Origin of the sequence: Bradyrhizobium retamae (assembly GCF_001440415.1) — a bacterium.
Classification (GTDB): Bacteria; Pseudomonadota; Alphaproteobacteria; order Rhizobiales; family Xanthobacteraceae; genus Bradyrhizobium; species Bradyrhizobium retamae.
Genome location: NZ_LLYA01000203.1, coordinates 74,322 through 90,411 on the forward strand (window position 1 = coordinate 74,322; position 16,090 = coordinate 90,411).

The window sequence follows — 16,090 nt, forward strand, 5'->3', positions numbered from 1 at the left end:
CCGCAATGGCGTCGACGGCGATGTGGGTGATCGAGCAGGCCGGCGCGCGCCGATTTTCCGTCGCGCCCGAATTCTGAGGAACAAGATCGCGAAAAACAAAACGCGGACCCAAGGTCCGCGTTTTTCATTCAAATCTAGCGAACTGCTTAGCGCGGTCCGCGCGGACCTGCGCCCGGCCCACGGCCGCCAGCGCCACCACGGTCGCCACCGGGACCGGCGCCGAACACCGGCTTGGGCTTCATCGGCAGCAAGCCTTCACGCTGCAGCTTCTTGCGGGCCAGCTTGCGCGCGCGGCGCACGGCTTCGGCCTTTTCACGGGCCTTCTTCTCGGACGGCTTTTCGTAATGGCCGCGGAGCTTCATCTCGCGGAAGATACCCTCGCGCTGCATCTTCTTCTTCAGCGCCTTGAGGGCTTGATCGACATTGTTATCGCGGACGAGAACCTGCACGCGGCATCCTCTTCAATTGATCGGATAGGAATTCTGGTAAAGCGAAGGGCCGGCGAAAGGCCTGGTCCTCAACCCTGAGCGCGGGCATGTAGCAGACAAAACCGCAGATGTCCACCTGAGAAGGCGGTTTCCGGCCCCGGAAAGCTGCGAAAATCGGCGATACGAGCCCGTTTCCTCAAATAACGAGCCCTTCACGGGCCCTCCCTAACATCGAGCGGCGCAAAAACATGCGGGAGGCGACTATGAATACCAAAAAATATACCGCTGAAGCGATCGGCACGTTTTGGCTCACTTTTGCGGGATGCGGCAGCGCGGTCATCGCCGCCGGTTTTCCGGAGGTCGGTATAGGCTTGGTCGGTGTGTCCCTGGCATTCGGCCTGAGCGTCGTGACCATGGCCTATGCGATCGGCCACATCTCCGGCTGTCATCTCAATCCCGCCGTCACGATCGGTCTCGCGGCCGGCGGACGGTTTCCTGCGCAGCAGATCGTTCCTTACGTGATCGCGCAGGTGATCGGCGCTGTCGCTGCCGCGGCGTTGCTCTATGTGATCGCAACCGGCGCGCCCGGCTTCGATCTGGCCAAGGGCTTCGCCTCCAACGGCTATGACGCGCATTCGCCGGGTCAGTACAGCATGGTGGCCTGCTTCATCACCGAAGTTGTGATGACCATGATGTTCCTGTTCATCATCATGGGCGCCACCCACGGCAAGGCGCCTGCCGGCTTTGCGCCGCTCGCCATCGGATTGGCGCTGGTGATGATCCATCTCGTGAGTATCCCCGTCACCAACACGTCGGTGAATCCCGCGCGCAGCACCGGGCCCGCGCTGTTCGTCGGCGGCTGGGCGCTGACGCAGCTCTGGCTGTTCTGGGTTGCGCCCTTGATCGGCGGTGCGCTCGGCGGCGCGATCTATCGCTGGCTCAGCGAGGAGCCGGCCGGCGTCGTGGAAGGCTTGAAGACGGCCTGATCTGCAAACGCGCTCGGCGGCGAGCTACTTCTTGCTTGCCGGAGCCACCTCAGTGACATGGCCCATCTTGCGGCCCGGCCGCGGCGTGCCCTTGCCGTAGAGATGAACCGTGGCGCCGGGAACCGTCAGCCACTGCTCATAGTCGAGGATATCGTCGCCGATCAGATTGGTCATGGTGACCTGGCCGTGACGAATCGGCTTGCCGAGCGGCCAGCCGGCAATCGCCCGGATGTGCTGCTCGAACTGGGAGACCGACGCGCCGTCGAGCGTCCAGTGCCCGGAATTATGCACCCGCGGCGCGACCTCGTTGACCAACACGTGCGGTCCGCCGTTTCCGGCAACGACGAACAGCTCGACCGCGAGCACGCCGACATAGTCGAGCGCATGGGCGATCTTCTCGGCAACGGCTCGCGCCTGTGCGGCCAGCTCATCCGATATCGCGGCCGGCACGCGCGAGAATTTCAGGATGTGATCGCGATGCTCGTTTTCGGTGACGTCGTAGCATTCGACATGGCCATCCGCCGATCGCGCGGCGATCACGGAGATCTCGCGTTCGAATGAAACGAAGGCTTCGAGGATCGCGGATTTGGTGCCGAGTTCTTCCCAAATGCGGACGGGGTCGTCACCCTCACGAATGATCGCCTGGCCCTTGCCGTCATAGCCGAAGCGGCGGGTCTTGATCACGGCGGGAAGGCCGATGCGGGCAATGGCGCTTTGCAGGGTTTCCGCCGACGACACGTCGGCATAGTCCGCGGTGTCGATGCCGAGTCGCTTGACGAAATTCTTCTCGATCAGCCGGTCCTGCGTGGTTTCGAGAATTTTCTGCGCCGGCAACACTGGACGGCGCGCAGCCAGCACCATGGCGGTGGCGGCCGGCACGTTCTCGAATTCATAGGTGATGACGTCGACATCGTTGGCGAACAATTCGAGCGCCTCGACGTCGGCATATTCGGCGCAGGTTGCGTTCAGCACCACGTCGAAGGCGGGCGAGTCCGGGTCCGGCGAAAACACCTGGCATTTGAGGCCGAGGCGCGCCGCGGCCATGGCCAGCATCCGGCCCAATTGTCCGCCGCCGAGAATCCCGATGGTGTCGCCCGGCTTCAGCTTCACCTTGTCTGAAACCGTCACGCCGAACCCTCCGGGCGCTCCTTGACCGCATCCGTCTGCTGCTTGCGCCAGGCGGCCAATCGCGTCGCCAGCGCCGGGTCATTCAGAGCGAGCACGCTTGCTGCGAGCAGTGCGGCGTTGATGGCGCCGGCCTTGCCGATCGCCAGCGTGCCGACGGGAACGCCGGCCGGCATCTGCACGATCGAGTATAGCGAATCGATCCCCAACAGCGCCTTGGATTCGACGGGAACGCCGAACACGGGGAGTTCCGTCAATGCCGCCGCCATGCCGGGCAGGTGCGCCGCGCCACCGGCTCCGGCAATGATGACCTTGAAGCCTTGAGCCTTGGCGCCCTTGGCGAAGGCGAACAGCCGGTCCGGGGTCCGATGGGCCGAGACGATGCGTTTTTCGCAGTCGATCCCGAGCGCCGCCAAGGTCTCGGCGGCGTGGCGCATGGTCTCCCAGTCGGACTGGCTGCCCATAATGATGGCGATCGGTGCGGTCATCTCGTCAATTCTGTTCGGGAATCCAGAAACATAGGCCGATTATAGGGTCGGCCCGGGGCTCATCCAAGGCGTGGCAAGGGATTAGGAATGGACTATCCTGTCTTGGTGAATCCCGGCAAGCCTTCATAAGCGTGCCTGCACAGGGAAGGCCATGAAGAAGAAAACCAGGGCGACCGCCTCCAGGGCCGGAAAACGCCCCAAAAACGCGGCTTCCGGGCGAAAATCCGCACCACGGCGATCGCCGCCACCAGCATCTCGGCCGCCGGCAGCTTCCAACGAAACCAAGACGACGATTCGCCGGCTAAAAGCGGAGCTCGCCCGGACTCAGGCGCAGATCGAGGAACTTCAGGCCTCCGCCGATACCGACTTCCTGTTAGGCATCCCGAACCGGCGCGGTTTCGAGCGCGAGCTCAGGCGCGCGATCGCCTATATGAAGCGCTATCGCGCCTCCGGTGCCCTGGTCGTGCTCGATGTCGATCGGCTGAAGCCGATCAACGACGCCTTCGGACATGCCGCGGGCGACCAGGTGCTCAAGGCCGTTGCCGCGGCGCTGCTGGCGCAGGTGCGCTCTTCCGACATGGTGGGCCGGCTCGGCGGCGACGAGTTCGCGCTGCTGTTGTGGAATCTCAGCGAAACCGACGCCAGGGCCAAGGCGGCCGCGCTGGAGGAGGCGATCGATCGCCTCAGCTTCGTGTTCGATGGCCGCACCACTACCGCGGGCGCTTCCGCGGGCGTCTCGGTGCTCGATACCCACTCCGAAGCCGGTCGTGCGCTGGAAGCGGCCGACAGCGCCATGTATGTGCGCAAGGCGCTGCGGCGGCATGAGGCAAAGGCGTAGAGTAGGCAAAGGCGCGCTTCGCGCCGTGCCCACCATCGGACGAGCATGGAAGAAAAGTTGGTGGGCACGCTTGCGCTTTGCCCATCCTTCAAAAAATTCCGATCGACGATCTGGCTAAAGCCCGCTGAGGTCGTCCGGCACGTTGCCGAACTTGCGCAGCAGTTTCGCATCGCCGAATTCACCCATCATCGGATCGCCGCTGCGGCTGAAGGCAACGGCGCCAATGCTGCCGGCCATCCGCGACATCGTCTCGGCGCGCCGCAACGCGGTGGTCGGGCTTTGGCATTCTTCCGCGGCGCCCGCCACCGGCGAGCCGCTATCGTCCTGCAGGAATGGCATTGCGACGTAATAGGTGACATCGGCCATTGTATCGCTCCAGTGTGATCGCTCCGGATCAGGCCGCGTTGCTACTCGCACGTGGTCTTTGTTTTGACGCGTTTTCTGCCGCAGATAAGTCTACGCAATCTGCGCAAGCTTGATTGCTATGCGAACCGGTATCCACTTCGCTCGAAAACGCTTTCGCCGGTACACAGCCGGCTGCTATCGCGGCCTGCAGAGCCTCCAGTTCGATTTCCAGATACTCGTTCGCCATGATCAGCGCCTTGATGGTCGAGCGCAGATTACCGTCGCACATCGCAATCGCCTGATCGCAGGCCTGCTCGTAACGGTTGTTGTCGGACAGGGACGGTTTGGTGGACATGGCTGTACTCCCGAGGCTGGCAGACGGATATGTTCTCTTTTTGTTCTAGTCGAGTCAAGCCGCATTCGCCAACCGCGAGGCCCTTTTTGCTGGCCGACTGGCAAGCCATCGCGCCGCGGCGTGTGGATGTCGGGGAAAAGAATCTGCGAAGGCGGACTGGTTGCGCGCCGAACTAGCCGGAGCACGGCAAGCGCAACGATCAGGCGATGATGTCGGGCGTGATCTGGTCTTCGATGAAGGCGATGCGGTCGCGCAACTGCAGCTTGCGTTTCTTCAGCCGCTGCAGCCGCAACAAGTCCGGCGCCGGCGACTGATGCAGCGCGTCGATCGCCGCATCGAGATCGCGATGCTCCTGCTGCAGCCTGGCGAGCTCGGTTTCAAGCTCGCGCTCATCATCGTCGGTCATGGTCTACGTTAGCTGAAAGCGCGATCAGGTTGCGAACGGATTCTTCGGAAGCTGGCGGTGAATATCGTCCCTGCGAGGCCGCTCCGCAAGCCGATCGGGTTCCATAGTCACGATTGGTTACAGATAAATCCGAAAATATGAGAGGCCCCGATTCCGGATACCCATCGACAGATTCGGCGGCTGGTGTACACTCCCGCGTCCGGATCGAATCTGAGGTTTCACCCACCGAGGAGATTTCGTATGGCACTACAGGCGCATCTTGTTGAACTTGAACGTAAGCACAAGATTCTCGAGAATGAATTGCACGAAGCGCTCGTGCACCTTTCCACAGACGACCTGCAAATTGTCGAGTTGAAGCGCCGCAAGTTGATGGTCAAGGATCAGATCGAGCGGTTGAAGCAAACCGCCGACGAAACCCTCCACTAAGTGTCCAGCAAAGTATCGAAAATCCCCACACGGCCGGATGGGCGCCGATGCGCTCGTCCGCCTGTCGGTGATGTTTCGGCCTTCGTCACAGCTCTGCCAGCGCGCCGACGTGATCGGCGATCGCGAGCGATGACGTCAATCCCGGCGATTCGATGCCGAACAGGTTGATCAGCCCGGCGATGCCGTGATCGGCAGGACCCTGGATGAGAAAATCCTGCGTGGCGACGGCCGGCGGCACGATTTTCGGCCGGATTCCGGAATAGCTCGGCATCAGCGCGCCGTCCGGCAGCGTCGGCCAATAGCGCCGGATCGCGGGATAGAATCGCTCGGCGCGGGCGGGGTCCACCGCATAGTCGATGCTCTCGACCCATTCGACGTCGGGGCCGAACCGGGCCTGTCCGGCCATGTCGAGGGTGAGGTGCACGCCCAGCCCACCGGGCTCGGGCACCGGATAGATCAGGCGCGAAAATGGAGCCCGCGCACTGCAGCTAAAATAATTGCCCTTGGCGAGATAAGCGCAGGGAATCATTTCGATCGGCATACCCTCGATGTTGCGCGCCACCGCAGGCGCGCCCAATCCGGCCGAATTGACGAGCAGGTTGCACGCAAGGGTCATCGGCGCATCGCCGCCGGCTTCGATTTCAATATGACCGGCGTTGGTTCGCGCGTGCAGCAGCGGGGTGTGGAATGCGAAAGCCGCGCCGGCTTCTTCCGCATCGCCCCGCAGCGCCAGCATATAGGCGTGGCTGTCGATGATGCCGGTGGACGGCGACAACAGCGCCGCGTCGCAATTCAACGCCGGCTCCAGTTCGCGCGCCGCTTTGCCGGTCAGCAACTGCATGTCGTCGACGCCATTGGCCTCGGCATGCGCCCGGATCGATTGCAGCTTCTCGGTTTCCTTCGGCGTCGTCGCCACGATCAGCTTGCCGCAATTGCGATGCGGAATGCCGTGGTCGCTGCAGTATCGATAGAGCGCGCGCTTGCCGCTGACGCACATCTGCGCCATCAGGCTGCCGGCACGGTAATAGATGCCGGCATGAATCACCTCGCTGTTGCGCGAGGAGGTGACGGTACCGATGCCCTCGGCGGCCTCGAGCACGACCACTTCGCGGCCCGCCTGGGCCAGGCGCCGTGCGATCGCGAGCCCGATCACCCCCGCTCCAATGACGACGCAATCGACCTTGTCCATGTCAGCTTCAGGCCTGGAAATCTGGCGCAGGAATCGGCGCTTGCCGCGCTCGGCAATCATCGTTCCGTTCGGTGGAGCTCTCGAACAACCCGTTGGTTTGCCTCGAAATACGCAGTAAACGCAGTCCCGTTAGCGAAGCATTAATCATGTCGGGCCAATTGCCGTAATTTGGGTCATATTTTAGAATTGTGCGGGTAGTCGTTTACCCGATCCAAACCCGTCAAGCCAGACACTCCGCCCGCAAACCTCGGGTGGGTAATGGCTGACAGCAACCGGCAGGCAGGACGGAAGAATTCGGTTCCGGCGCAGGCCCTCGTCTGTCTGCTCGCCATTGCTGCGCCGTGCGGGCTGGCATGGGCGGCCGCATCCTCGAGCGGCTTTGCGCCGGCGAGCCATATCGGCGAATTCGATCCCACGATGGTCTGGGAGTTCCTGATCGGCGGGATCGTCGTCGCCTCCTTCCTGGCTGCGATCGGTATCTGGATTTTGTCGGCGCTGCGCAGGGCGAAGCGCGCGCAATTGCAGCGCAGCGCGTTCATCAGTTCGGCGCTCAACAACCTCAACCAGGGCGTGATGATGACCAACGCGCAAAACCGCGTGGTCTTCTGCAACGACCGTTTCCTCGAAATGTACGGGCTGAGCCGCATCGAGATTTCGAGCAACATGACCGGCCGCGAACTGCTTGAACTGCGGCGCGAACGGGGACTGCTCAATCTCACCGTCGAAGAGTTCGGCAAGCTTGCCCGCCGCCCGGAAGGTGTCGTCACCGAACTGCCTGGCGGCCGATCGGTGTTGTCGAAGATCTTCAGCCTGCCCAATGGCGGGACGATCGGAACGCACGAGGATTGCACCGAGCAGCGCCAATTGTCGCGCAAACTGGCATCGACCACCAAATTTCTGGAATCGGTGCTCGACAACGTTCCGGTCTGCGTCGCCGCCAAGAACATCGAGGACGGCCGCTATATTTTCGCCAACCGTGCGTTCGAGCGATTCTCGCGCTTCTCCCGCGACCACATCATCGGCAAGCGCGCCGACGAAATCTTCACGCCCGAAACCGCAAAGAGCATCGAGGCGGCGGACCAGGGGGCGCTGAACGCGCCGGAAGGTTACCAGCGCAGCGAATACATCGTCGAACGGGGCGATGACAAACGCGTTCTCTCCTCCAACCGCGTGGTCGCGCGCAACGAGAACAACAAGCCCGAATTCCTTATCGCGCTGTTCGACGACGTCACCGACCGCCGGTCACTATCGCGCGAACTCGAAAGCACCAAGAAGTTCCTCGAACTGGTGGTCGACAATATCCCGGTATCGCTGATCGTGGAGCGCGTTAGCGATGGGCGCTACCTGCTCGCCAACCGCAGCGCCGAGACCATTCTCAATCGTCGCCGCGAGGATGCCACAGGCTTGACGGCCGCCGACATCTTCAATCCGCGCGAAGCCAAGCTGATCATCGCGCGCGACGAGGCCGCGATCAAGAAACGCGGCCTGCTCACCGAAGAGCACCCGATATCCACCAAGGACGGGCTGCGGCTGTTCCTGACCCGCCGCATGACGGTGCTCGACGAGGTCGGCGAGCCGCAATATCTGATCAAGACCCATGAGGACGTCACCGATCGCCGCCAGACCGAGTCGCGGATGGCGCACATGGCCTACCATGACGGCCTGACGGATTTGCCGAACCGCGCCGCCTTCCTGCAGGCGTTGGCCCAGATGATCGAGGCCTGTGCCGGCACGGACGAGGAATTCGCGGTGCTGTGCGTCGACCTCGACGGCTTGAAGGAAATCAACGACGTGTTCGGCCACGCAATGGGCGACAAGCTCCTGATCGAGGTTGCGGGGCGCGTCCAGGCCTGCGCCCGGGGTGGCGTGGTGGCCCGGCTCTCCGGCGACGAGTTCGGCCTGATCATCGACGGCAAGCAGCCGGAGGCGGGCAAGGCGCTTGCCGAAAAACTCGCGCAGACGATGTCGGACGAGTTCGTGATCGACGGCAAGTCGGTGCGGACCGGGGTGACGACCGGCATCTCGGTATTTCCGCATAATGGTTCGGATGCGGCTTCGCTGCTGGCCAATTCCGGCGCGGCGCTGTTTCGCGCCAAGCAGAAGTCGCGTGGCTCGATCAGCATTTTCGAACCGGAGATGGACCAGCAGATCCGCGACCGCCGCGTGCTGCACCAGGACCTCTCGATGGCGATCAGGAACGGCGAATTGTCGCTGTACTACCAGCCGCAGGCCGCGGCGGGCGCGACGATCGCTAACAGCAAGGTCATCGGCTTCGAGGCGCTGGCGCGCTGGATTCATCCGGTGCGCGGCTTCGTGTCGCCCGGCGATTTCATTCCACTTGCCGAAGAAAGCGGCCTGATCGTCGAAATGGGCGTCTGGATCCTGCGCGAAGCCTGCCGGGAGGCTGCCTCCTGGCCGGTGCCGATGCAGATCGCCGTCAACCTGTCGCCGGCGCAATTCATGCATGGCGATTTGGTCAGCCTGGTGCATTCGATCCTGCTCGAGACTGGCCTCGCGCCCGACCGGCTCGAGCTCGAAATCACCGAAGGCGTGCTGATCGAGGATTTTGACCGCGGTCTGGCACTGCTACGGCGGCTGAAGGCGCTCGGCGTGCGCATCTCGATGGACGATTTCGGTTCCGGCTATTCCTCGCTGAGCTATCTGCAGGCCTTCCCGTTCGACAAGATCAAGATCGACCGCGCCTTCGTCATGAATCTCGGGCGCAATCCGCAATCGGCGGCGATCGTGCGCGCCGTCATCGATCTCGGCCACGGCCTCGAAATGTCGATCGTTGCAGAAGGCGTGGAGACCCAGGAACAGCTCAGCTTCCTCGCCGACGAGGGCTGCGACGCGGTGCAGGGCTATTTCCTCGGCAAGCCCCAGCCTATCGGGCACTACGCCGGGCTGGTCGGCCGCAGTGCCGCAAATGCCGTCGAGACTGCACGCAAGCTCGCCAGCGCCTGATTTCGCGAAGCTGCCTCATCCTGCTCTCACGACCGATCATGCCAATGGCTGCGTGACCTCGCGGCCTGTTCGGATGTGAGCTTCGACCGCGCCCCGGCTTGCCTTCCATTGCGGCCCTGGCTATTTTCGCAGCCCATCTGAATCGAGAAAGGAGGGCTGCGCGGTGACGAAATTTCTCCGGCACTATCGCCAGCGTGGCCCCGTCAACGCCCTGCAAATGCGTTTGCAGGGCTGACCAGAGACCTTTCGCAAATCTCTTCCTGGTCTGCCCCGTCGCAATGCGGCGTCGAACGTCTGCTCGCTCGCGCCTGCATTTTCGGTAACTCGCCGCGCTCCGACACCAACATCCGGTGATGGCTGCATGCCCCGGACGTCGTGATCGCCGGCAAGACCAAGGATAGATCATGACCGTCATCAACATCCGCAATCTCGGCGTGACGCTGAATGCTCCGCTGTTTTCCCGACTGAACCTTGTCGTTAATGCCGGTGACCGTATCGGGCTCGTCGCAGCCAATGGCCGCGGCAAATCCACGCTGCTGCGCTGTATTGCCGGCCTGATGGAGCCAGGGGAAGGCGAGGTCACCAGATCGCGAGGACTGACCATCGGGTATGTCGAGCAGGAGGTGCCGTCGATGCTGATGGATACGCCGTTTGATGCGGCGGTGCTTGAGGCGCTGCCCGTCGACCGACGGGCAAGTGAAAGCTGGCGAGTCGAAATGGCCCTGGAGTCGCTGGAGGTGCCTGAGGCGCTGCGGCGGAGGCCGCTGAAGCAACTGAGCGGCGGCTGGCAGCGGCTTGCCTTGCTTGCCCGCGTCGTCGTGACCGAGGTCGACGTGTTGTTGCTCGACGAGCCAACCAACCATCTGGACCTCGCCCGAATCCGTCAGCTTGAAAACTGGCTGAACGCGCTGCCGCGCGACTTGCCGTTCGTGATATCGAGCCATGACCGTGCCTTTCTCGACGCGACCACGAACCGCACGGTATTTTTGCGACCCGAGCAGTCACAAATATTTTCGTTGCCCTATACTCGGGCCCGCGCCGCGCTCAGCGAGGTGGATGCATCGGATGAGCGGCGCTACCAACGTGACGTAAAGGCGGCCCAGCAGCTTCGCCAGCGCGCTGCAAAGCTCAACAATATCGGGGTCAATTCCGGTAGCGACCTCCTGTTGCAAAAGACGAAGCAACTGAAGCAGCAGGCCGAGAAGCTAGAAGATTCAGCAAAGCCCGCGCACCTGGAGCGATCCGCAGGGACTATCAAGCTGGCCAATCGCGGAACGCATGCCAAGGTTTTGATTGCGCTGGACGATGCCGCCGTCGCCGCCCCGGACGGCAGGTTGCTGTTCAAGACCGGCAAGCAGTTCGTCTGCAAGGGAGACCGGATCGTCCTTTTGGGATCGAACGGGGCGGGCAAGACCCGGCTTGTCGCGATGCTGCGCCAGGCGATCGAAAGCCCGGAAGCCATGCAGGCCGGTATCAAGGTTACGCAGTCGCTTGCTCTCGGCTATTGCGGCCAGGATCTTGCCGATCTTGCTGATGCAGACACGCCGATGCGCACGATCGTCAGCCGATTTGACGTTGGTGATCAGCGGGCACGCGCATTGCTCGCCGGCGCAGGCCTGTCGGTTGCGATGCAGAGCCGTCCGATCGGCCGGCTTTCCGGCGGACAGAAGGCGCGTCTCGGCATGCTGTTGCTGCGGCTTGCCCAGCCAAACTTCTACCTGCTCGATGAGCCTACCAATCACCTGGATATCGAGGGACAGGAGGCGCTGGAAGACGAATTGCTGGAGCATCAGGCAAGCTGCCTGCTGGTTTCACATGATCGCAACTTCATGCGAACGGTCGGAAACCGGTTCTGGCTGATCGAAAAAAAGAAGCTGGTGGAACTGGAAGGGCCGGAGCGCTTCTTCGCATCGATCGGCGCAACCGGCTGAGCGGCGCTTGATTCATTTCGAGGAGCGGCATCTACTTTTGGCCATCATGACCGAGTGTAGTGAAATCGGCTTCTCTCCAGTCACCCATAGCGTATGGCGGACTACGATCTCGCGATCATTGGCGGCGGGTTGAACGGCGTCAGCATCGCGCGGGACGCCGCCGGTCGCGGCTTGCGCGTCATCCTGCTGGAGCAGGGCGATCTCGCCGCGGGCGCCTCGTCGGCCTCGCCGCGGCTGATTCACGGCGATCTGGCAAGCCTTGAGCGCAGGCACTTCCTGCGGGTTCGCACAGCGCTCGCCGAGCGCGATATCTGGCTCAGGATCGCGCCGCATCTGGTGCGCCCGATGCGCTTTGCGATTCCCGCCCATTCGGATGAACGCCCGGACTGGCAGTTGCGCTCATGGCTTCTGTTGTACGACCGGCTGGCCTCGCGCAGCGGTCTGCCGGCCTCGGCGACTGTCGACGTCACGCATCATCCGATCGGCAACGCGCTGAAGCGGCCGTTCGGCACCGCCTTTGAGTATTCAGACTGTGTCGTGGACGATTCCCGGCTGGTGGTGCTCACGGCCGTCGATGCCGCGGCGCGCGGCGCGGTGATTCGCACCGGCGCGCGCTGCACCCGGGCCGAACGGGGCAATGAATGGCGACTGGTGACGATCGATCGCGGCTTTCGCCAGGTGATCACGGCAAGGGCGATCGTCAACGCCAGCGGCGCCTGGGCGTCGTCCGTCGCCGAGACGGTGTTGCGCGTGCCGCCGCCGAAGGTTGCCGCCGAGCAGATGGACCAGATCGTGGTCCGCCGTCTGTTCGACAGCGACAATATCTATGTATTCCAGAACCGCGATGGACGGCTGATTTTCGCCAGCCCCTATGAGCGCGATTTTACCCTGATCGGCACCGCCAGCCATGCTTTCAAGGGCGATCCCGCCATCGTTGCGATGGCGGCCGGTGACGTCGCCTATCTTTGCGATGCGGCGAACCGCTATTTCCGCGAGCGCATCGAGACGGTGGACGTGGTGCGTACGCTTTCCGGGGCCAACATGGTGCGGAACGCCGCGAGCGGACGCGACGGGGCGATGACGCTCGACAACGGCCGCGGAAAAGCGCCGCTGCTCACGGTGTTCGGCGGCGACGTCACGACGTCGCGGCTGCGCGCAGAGCAGGCGGTCTCGAAGCTGACGCCGTTCTATCCGATGTCGCCGCGCTGGACCGCAACGGCGCCGCTGCCCGGCGGTGATTTTGCCTGGGACCGCTTCGACAACGAAGTCGACGAAGTGCGCGAGCGCTGGCGGTTTCTCGGCGAGGATCAAGCGCGGCGCCTGGTCGCGGCCTACGGCTCGAACGTCAAGGCGATCCTGGGCGACGCCAAAGAGCGCGGCGAACTCGGCCTTGCTTTCGGACCGGAATTGACGGGCGCAGAGGTCCGCTATCTCATGCAACGGGAATGGGCGCGCTTTCCGGACGATGTCTTGTGGCGGCGCACGAAGCTTGGCCTCACCATGCTGCCGGAGGACCGTGACGCGCTGGCGGCGTTCATGGCAGCGGCCGTCTGACGAATGGGTGGGACATGCGGGGCGTGATCAGGCCAACCGTTTTCCTGGCGATCATCGGCTTGCTCGGGGGAATAGCCTATCGCTATTTCATCGACGATCCGATCGAAGCAACGCCGTCGTACTATCTCCGGAGCAGCCTGCACGGGATGGGCATAACGCTGGCCGCCTGGGGCGTTCATCTCTACTTCACGTCGCGACGAAGTGAGTGGATCAGCAAATGGCCGTTGCTGATGGATCTGGCGGTGCGCTCCGCGACCATGGCCATCGTCGTCGCGAGCGCGGCGCTGGTCTTGCAGGTAACGCTGTACTGGGAATGGATCGAGACGAACTGGCTGACGGAGAAGTTTCCCATTGTCGTTGCGTTTAGCTTCTTCGCGTCGCTGCTCGTGCTGTCAACCTTCGAACTGACACGGCTGGTCCGGCAGCCGCGTGCTGTTCAACGTAGCGCTCGGCCGATACCGAAGTCCGGTACGGGAAGCGCGCGTGCTGATGTTTCTCGATCTCGCAGGTTCGACCTCGCTCGCGGAGACGATGGGCGAATTGCGCGTGCAGGGCCTGCTCACCCGCTTCTTCTTCGACATCGATGGTGCGATCGTCGCGCATGGCGGCGAGGTTCACGCCTATGTCGGCGATGAGGTCATCGTGACGTGGCCGCTCGATGACAGGATGTCGGGGGGACGCTGCATCGAATGCTTCTTCGCGATTGCCGACAGCATAGCGGACAAAGCTGACTCTTATCGGCAAGAGTTCGGCATAGTGCCGAGCTTCCGCGCCGGCCTGCATGCCGGTTACGTGGTGATCAGCGAGTGCGGCAGCTCACGCCGCCAGCTTGCCTATTTCGGCGATACCGTGAACGTGACGGCGCGGCTGCAGGAGCACTGCAAGGAGGTTGGCCGGAACTTGCTGGTGTCTTCCGACCTGCTGCGCCACATGAAGCTGAAGCCGGTTTTCGCCGTCGAAGCGCTTGGAGAGGTTCGCTTGCGGGGGCGGGCGGCGGCAATCGAGGTGTTTGCCGTCGAGCGACGTGGCTGATCGTCGCGACCTGCTTGACCTCGCCTAGTTTCGCTGCGCTTGCCGCGACCAGGCCTCGTCACGCGCCGAAGGCCTACGGTCAAGCCGGGCCGAGACGCGGCTCGCGGCCGCTTCGCCGCGACCGGCGCGAAGGTACGCCACGATCAGCGTGTCCTCCCACAATTCACGCTGGGCGTGGCTGCCGCCGATCCGCGTCAACTCGGCAAGGGCCGGTTCGAGCAGGCGGATCGCCGCCGCATTGTCGCCTTCCGCAAACGCCCGGATCCCGCGGCAAAGGTCGATGGCGGCCTGCCCCGGCAACAGCTTGCCGTCGGCTGCGCGTGCTTCGAGCTGCGCCAGTCGCGTCTCCAGCGCATCGCTGCCGGTCATTGCGGTGGCCAGCGCAAAATGAGCGTCGGCAAAATGCGCGCCGGCTTGCGGAAAGTACTTTTCGCCGTACGCGGCGATATCCCGCCAATGTGCCTCCAGCCCGGTCTGGCCGGCCAGCGCAAGCCGCCACAGCAGCGAGGCACCGTCGGTGAAGATGTTCAGCGGCGGATACGGCCGGCCCGCCGGCTTGATATGCTGCTCGTAGATCCCACGCGCGCCGTCGAGATCGCCGGCGTCGAGCAATGTCAACGCGACGTGCCAGGCCAAGTGCCCATGCAGAAAGCTCTGGCGGTCATGCGCGGGCATCCATTGCGAAAGGAAGCCGCGGCCGGCCTCCATGTCGCCCTGCTCGAACATCGCATGCGAGAGGCCATGTGCCGCGTTGGCGTTGGCCGATCGCAGCTCCATCGCGCGCTCGGACAGGCTCCGGCCGGTGGAGAGATTTCCCGCCTCGGTGTGCGACCAGCCGAGGTAGCTGACAAACCACCAGTCCTCGCCATAATGGCGTGCGTGGCGTTCGCAGATCGCGAGCTTGGCCGCGTCGTGATCGGGACGGCCCGAGAACGCGTAGAGACCGAACGCGCCGAGCAGGATCGACAGCACCTGCGCATCGCGCGGATATTCGTCGAGATGCGCCTCGGCGCCGGTCACCGCGATCTTCGGCTTGCCCTCGATCACGGCGGCCATGATCTCGACATGGCTTTTTTCGCGCGGGGTGGCGCCGGCGGCCAGTTCGCGGGCTTGCACCGCGACCGCACGCGCCTTGCTGCCCTCCATGTTGAGCTGATGCAGCCGGGCGCGGCCGATATGCGCCAGCGCAAAGCCGGGATCTTCCGCAATCGCCTTGTCGAAGGCGTCCTCGGCACCATGCCACGCCGACAGCATGCAGTCGACGCCGTCGCGATAATGCGCCGCGGCGCGATCCGAGGCGGTTGTCAGCGGGAGGTCATATCTGTCGCGGTTCATCGTTTTTGTCCTGGGCGCGCGCGATGACATCGTCAGGTCTAGAAATCGAGCTTGTCGCGTATGGCATCGATGCCTGCCTTGGCGCAGGCTTCGTCCGCGTCGCCGCCGGGAGCCCGGAGACGCCTACAGCGCCCACCAGTGAACCTGCCGCTTCGACCGTCAGCCCGCCGCCGATGATGACGGCGCCCGGCAGATCACGGATTCCGGACTGCATCATTCCGGGCTGGCTGTTGGCAACGAGTTCGGTTGTGCTGGTGCGGAAGCTGACGGCCGTCCACGCCTTGCCTGAGGCGGTCGAAACCGTATGTGCGCCTGCAAAGCGGTCGCGCAGCAGTACTTGCGTCACGCCGAAGCGATCGACGACGGCGACCGTCACCTGAAAGCCGCGCTTGCGGCAATCCGCCAGCGTCGCGCGCGCCAGATCGAGCGCCACCTCGGGGCTCAGCGATTTGTAGGTGACGAGGGCTTCCTGGGCGGCGGCCGAGCTGGCGAGCAGGCAAGAGATCGCCGTCGCTGCCACCAAATTCCAAACGGTCATCAATCTCTCCCGATCATTCCCATCGTGCGCGGCGGCCGAGTTTCTGCGAATTTCGAACCTTACCAGAGACGGGAGCTGCATCCAGAATATTGTGGCTGCTTGTTCCGGGCCGGTTGAGCGGATAGCGATCCGCCGCTAGCGTGCGGCCAT

Annotated in this window: 16 protein-coding genes and 1 pseudogene; 7 read left to right on the top strand and 10 right to left on the bottom strand. The window is 63.4% G+C overall.

Features of this window, described 5'->3' with window-relative positions; translation table 11 throughout:
• Nucleotides 1–146 precede the first annotated feature (146 nt).
• Complete coding sequence (gene rpsU / locus CQ13_RS34955) at nt 147–449, bottom strand: 30S ribosomal protein S21 (RefSeq protein ID WP_028350145.1); 303 nt, start codon at nt 447–449, stop codon at nt 147–149.
• A gap of 242 nt (nt 450–691) precedes the next feature.
• Here rpsU and aqpZ point away from each other — a divergent pair, with 242 nt between their 5' ends.
• Complete coding sequence (gene aqpZ, locus CQ13_RS34960; RefSeq protein ID WP_057847323.1) at nt 692–1,414, top strand: aquaporin Z; 723 nt, start codon at nt 692–694, stop codon at nt 1,412–1,414.
• 24 nt (nt 1,415–1,438) lie between these two features.
• Here the strand turns inward: aqpZ and CQ13_RS34965 are convergent, their stop codons facing one another.
• Nucleotides 1,439–2,542: a 5-(carboxyamino)imidazole ribonucleotide synthase gene (locus CQ13_RS34965; protein ID WP_057847324.1), complete on the bottom strand. Its 1,104-nt coding sequence runs from the start codon at nt 2,540–2,542 to the stop codon at nt 1,439–1,441.
• The gene (gene purE / locus CQ13_RS34970; RefSeq protein WP_028350148.1) at nt 2,539–3,027 is read right to left on the bottom strand and encodes a 5-(carboxyamino)imidazole ribonucleotide mutase; all 489 of its coding nucleotides are present in this window, start codon (nt 3,025–3,027) and stop codon (nt 2,539–2,541) included. The genes CQ13_RS34965 and purE overlap by 4 nt, the downstream gene beginning before the upstream one ends.
• A gap of 151 nt (nt 3,028–3,178) precedes the next feature.
• Between purE and CQ13_RS34975 the strand changes: the two genes are divergently transcribed.
• Nucleotides 3,179–3,865, top strand: a complete 687-nt coding sequence (locus CQ13_RS34975; RefSeq protein ID WP_057847325.1) for a GGDEF domain-containing protein — start codon at nt 3,179–3,181, stop codon at nt 3,863–3,865.
• A gap of 114 nt (nt 3,866–3,979) precedes the next feature.
• Here CQ13_RS34975 and CQ13_RS34980 read toward each other — a convergent pair whose 3' ends face one another.
• The 3 genes from CQ13_RS34980 to CQ13_RS34990 form a co-directional block, all read right to left on the bottom strand.
• Nucleotides 3,980–4,231: a hypothetical protein gene (locus CQ13_RS34980; RefSeq protein WP_028350150.1), complete on the bottom strand. Its 252-nt coding sequence runs from the start codon at nt 4,229–4,231 to the stop codon at nt 3,980–3,982.
• A 28-nt stretch (nt 4,232–4,259) separates the two neighbouring features.
• On the bottom strand, nt 4,260–4,565 hold the full coding sequence (locus CQ13_RS44795) for a hypothetical protein (RefSeq protein ID WP_197427552.1): 306 nt from the start codon (nt 4,563–4,565) through the stop codon (nt 4,260–4,262).
• Nucleotides 4,566–4,764: 199 nt separating this feature from the next.
• Nucleotides 4,765–4,971, bottom strand: a complete 207-nt coding sequence (locus tag CQ13_RS34990) for a YdcH family protein (protein WP_028350152.1) — start codon at nt 4,969–4,971, stop codon at nt 4,765–4,767.
• Nucleotides 4,972–5,211: 240 nt separating this feature from the next.
• Here CQ13_RS34990 and CQ13_RS42005 point away from each other — a divergent pair, with 240 nt between their 5' ends.
• Nucleotides 5,212–5,397, top strand: a complete 186-nt coding sequence (locus CQ13_RS42005) for a YdcH family protein (RefSeq protein WP_057858669.1) — start codon at nt 5,212–5,214, stop codon at nt 5,395–5,397.
• Nucleotides 5,398–5,482: 85 nt separating this feature from the next.
• On the opposite strand, the gene CQ13_RS34995 is transcribed toward CQ13_RS42005, so the two are convergent.
• Nucleotides 5,483–6,646 carry an NAD(P)/FAD-dependent oxidoreductase gene (locus tag CQ13_RS34995; protein WP_197427543.1) on the bottom strand — a complete coding sequence of 388 codons (1,164 nt, stop codon included), beginning with the start codon at nt 6,644–6,646 and terminating at the stop codon, nt 5,483–5,485.
• Nucleotides 6,647–6,844: 198 nt separating this feature from the next.
• Between CQ13_RS34995 and CQ13_RS35000 the strand changes: the two genes are divergently transcribed.
• The 3 genes from CQ13_RS35000 (at nt 6,845) to CQ13_RS35010 (ending at nt 13,035) form a co-directional block, all read left to right on the top strand.
• Nucleotides 6,845–9,550: a sensor domain-containing protein gene (locus CQ13_RS35000; protein WP_057847326.1), complete on the top strand. Its 2,706-nt coding sequence runs from the start codon at nt 6,845–6,847 to the stop codon at nt 9,548–9,550.
• 404 nt (nt 9,551–9,954) lie between these two features.
• Complete coding sequence (locus CQ13_RS35005; RefSeq protein WP_057847327.1) at nt 9,955–11,481, top strand: ABC-F family ATP-binding cassette domain-containing protein; 1,527 nt, start codon at nt 9,955–9,957, stop codon at nt 11,479–11,481.
• A 93-nt stretch (nt 11,482–11,574) separates the two neighbouring features.
• Nucleotides 11,575–13,035 carry a glycerol-3-phosphate dehydrogenase gene (locus CQ13_RS35010; protein ID WP_057847328.1) on the top strand — a complete coding sequence of 487 codons (1,461 nt, stop codon included), beginning with the start codon at nt 11,575–11,577 and terminating at the stop codon, nt 13,033–13,035.
• 181 nt (nt 13,036–13,216) lie between these two features.
• On the opposite strand, the gene CQ13_RS46120 is transcribed toward CQ13_RS35010, so the two are convergent.
• Nucleotides 13,217–13,387, bottom strand: coding sequence for a hypothetical protein (locus CQ13_RS46120; protein ID WP_245309533.1), 171 nt, complete (start codon nt 13,385–13,387; stop codon nt 13,217–13,219).
• Nucleotides 13,388–13,464: 77 nt separating this feature from the next.
• On the opposite strand from CQ13_RS46120, the gene CQ13_RS46125 reads away from it, so the two are divergent.
• Entirely contained in the window at nt 13,465–14,067 is a 603-nt protein-coding gene (locus tag CQ13_RS46125; protein WP_245309535.1) for an adenylate/guanylate cyclase domain-containing protein, read from the top strand.
• 24 nt (nt 14,068–14,091) lie between these two features.
• Here CQ13_RS46125 and CQ13_RS35020 read toward each other — a convergent pair whose 3' ends face one another.
• Together CQ13_RS35020 and CQ13_RS35025 are read right to left on the bottom strand one after the other, a co-directional pair.
• Nucleotides 14,092–15,402 (bottom strand): tetratricopeptide repeat protein, encoded by a 1,311-nt coding sequence (locus CQ13_RS35020; RefSeq protein ID WP_057847476.1) that lies wholly within the window; start codon nt 15,400–15,402, stop codon nt 14,092–14,094.
• Between the two features lie 38 nt (nt 15,403–15,440).
• Nucleotides 15,441–15,940, bottom strand: a pseudogene (locus tag CQ13_RS35025) (GlcG/HbpS family heme-binding protein).
• Nucleotides 15,941–16,090 lie beyond the last annotated feature (150 nt).

What these genes read in the sequence shown, in the direction of transcription:
- CQ13_RS35020 (WP_057847476.1), bottom strand. Translation starts at nt 15,402, where the DNA reads ATGAACCGCGACAGATATGACCTCCCGCTGACAACCGCCTCGGATCGC.
- CQ13_RS34975 (WP_057847325.1), top strand. Translation starts at nt 3,179, where the DNA reads ATGAAGAAGAAAACCAGGGCGACCGCCTCCAGGGCCGGAAAACGCCCC.
- purE (WP_028350148.1), bottom strand. Translation starts at nt 3,027, where the DNA reads ATGACCGCACCGATCGCCATCATTATGGGCAGCCAGTCCGACTGGGAG.
- CQ13_RS34980 (WP_028350150.1), bottom strand. Translation starts at nt 4,231, where the DNA reads ATGGCCGATGTCACCTATTACGTCGCAATGCCATTCCTGCAGGACGAT.
- CQ13_RS46120 (WP_245309533.1), bottom strand. Translation starts at nt 13,387, where the DNA reads ATGGGAAACTTCTCCGTCAGCCAGTTCGTCTCGATCCATTCCCAGTAC.
- CQ13_RS35010 (WP_057847328.1), top strand. Translation starts at nt 11,575, where the DNA reads ATGGCGGACTACGATCTCGCGATCATTGGCGGCGGGTTGAACGGCGTC.
- CQ13_RS34995 (WP_197427543.1), bottom strand. Translation starts at nt 6,646, where the DNA reads ATGATTGCCGAGCGCGGCAAGCGCCGATTCCTGCGCCAGATTTCCAGG.
- CQ13_RS35005 (WP_057847327.1), top strand. Translation starts at nt 9,955, where the DNA reads ATGACCGTCATCAACATCCGCAATCTCGGCGTGACGCTGAATGCTCCG.
- CQ13_RS34990 (WP_028350152.1), bottom strand. Translation starts at nt 4,971, where the DNA reads ATGACCGACGATGATGAGCGCGAGCTTGAAACCGAGCTCGCCAGGCTG.
- aqpZ (WP_057847323.1), top strand. Translation starts at nt 692, where the DNA reads ATGAATACCAAAAAATATACCGCTGAAGCGATCGGCACGTTTTGGCTC.
- CQ13_RS44795 (WP_197427552.1), bottom strand. Translation starts at nt 4,565, where the DNA reads ATGTCCACCAAACCGTCCCTGTCCGACAACAACCGTTACGAGCAGGCC.
- CQ13_RS42005 (WP_057858669.1), top strand. Translation starts at nt 5,212, where the DNA reads ATGGCACTACAGGCGCATCTTGTTGAACTTGAACGTAAGCACAAGATT.
- CQ13_RS35000 (WP_057847326.1), top strand. Translation starts at nt 6,845, where the DNA reads ATGGCTGACAGCAACCGGCAGGCAGGACGGAAGAATTCGGTTCCGGCG.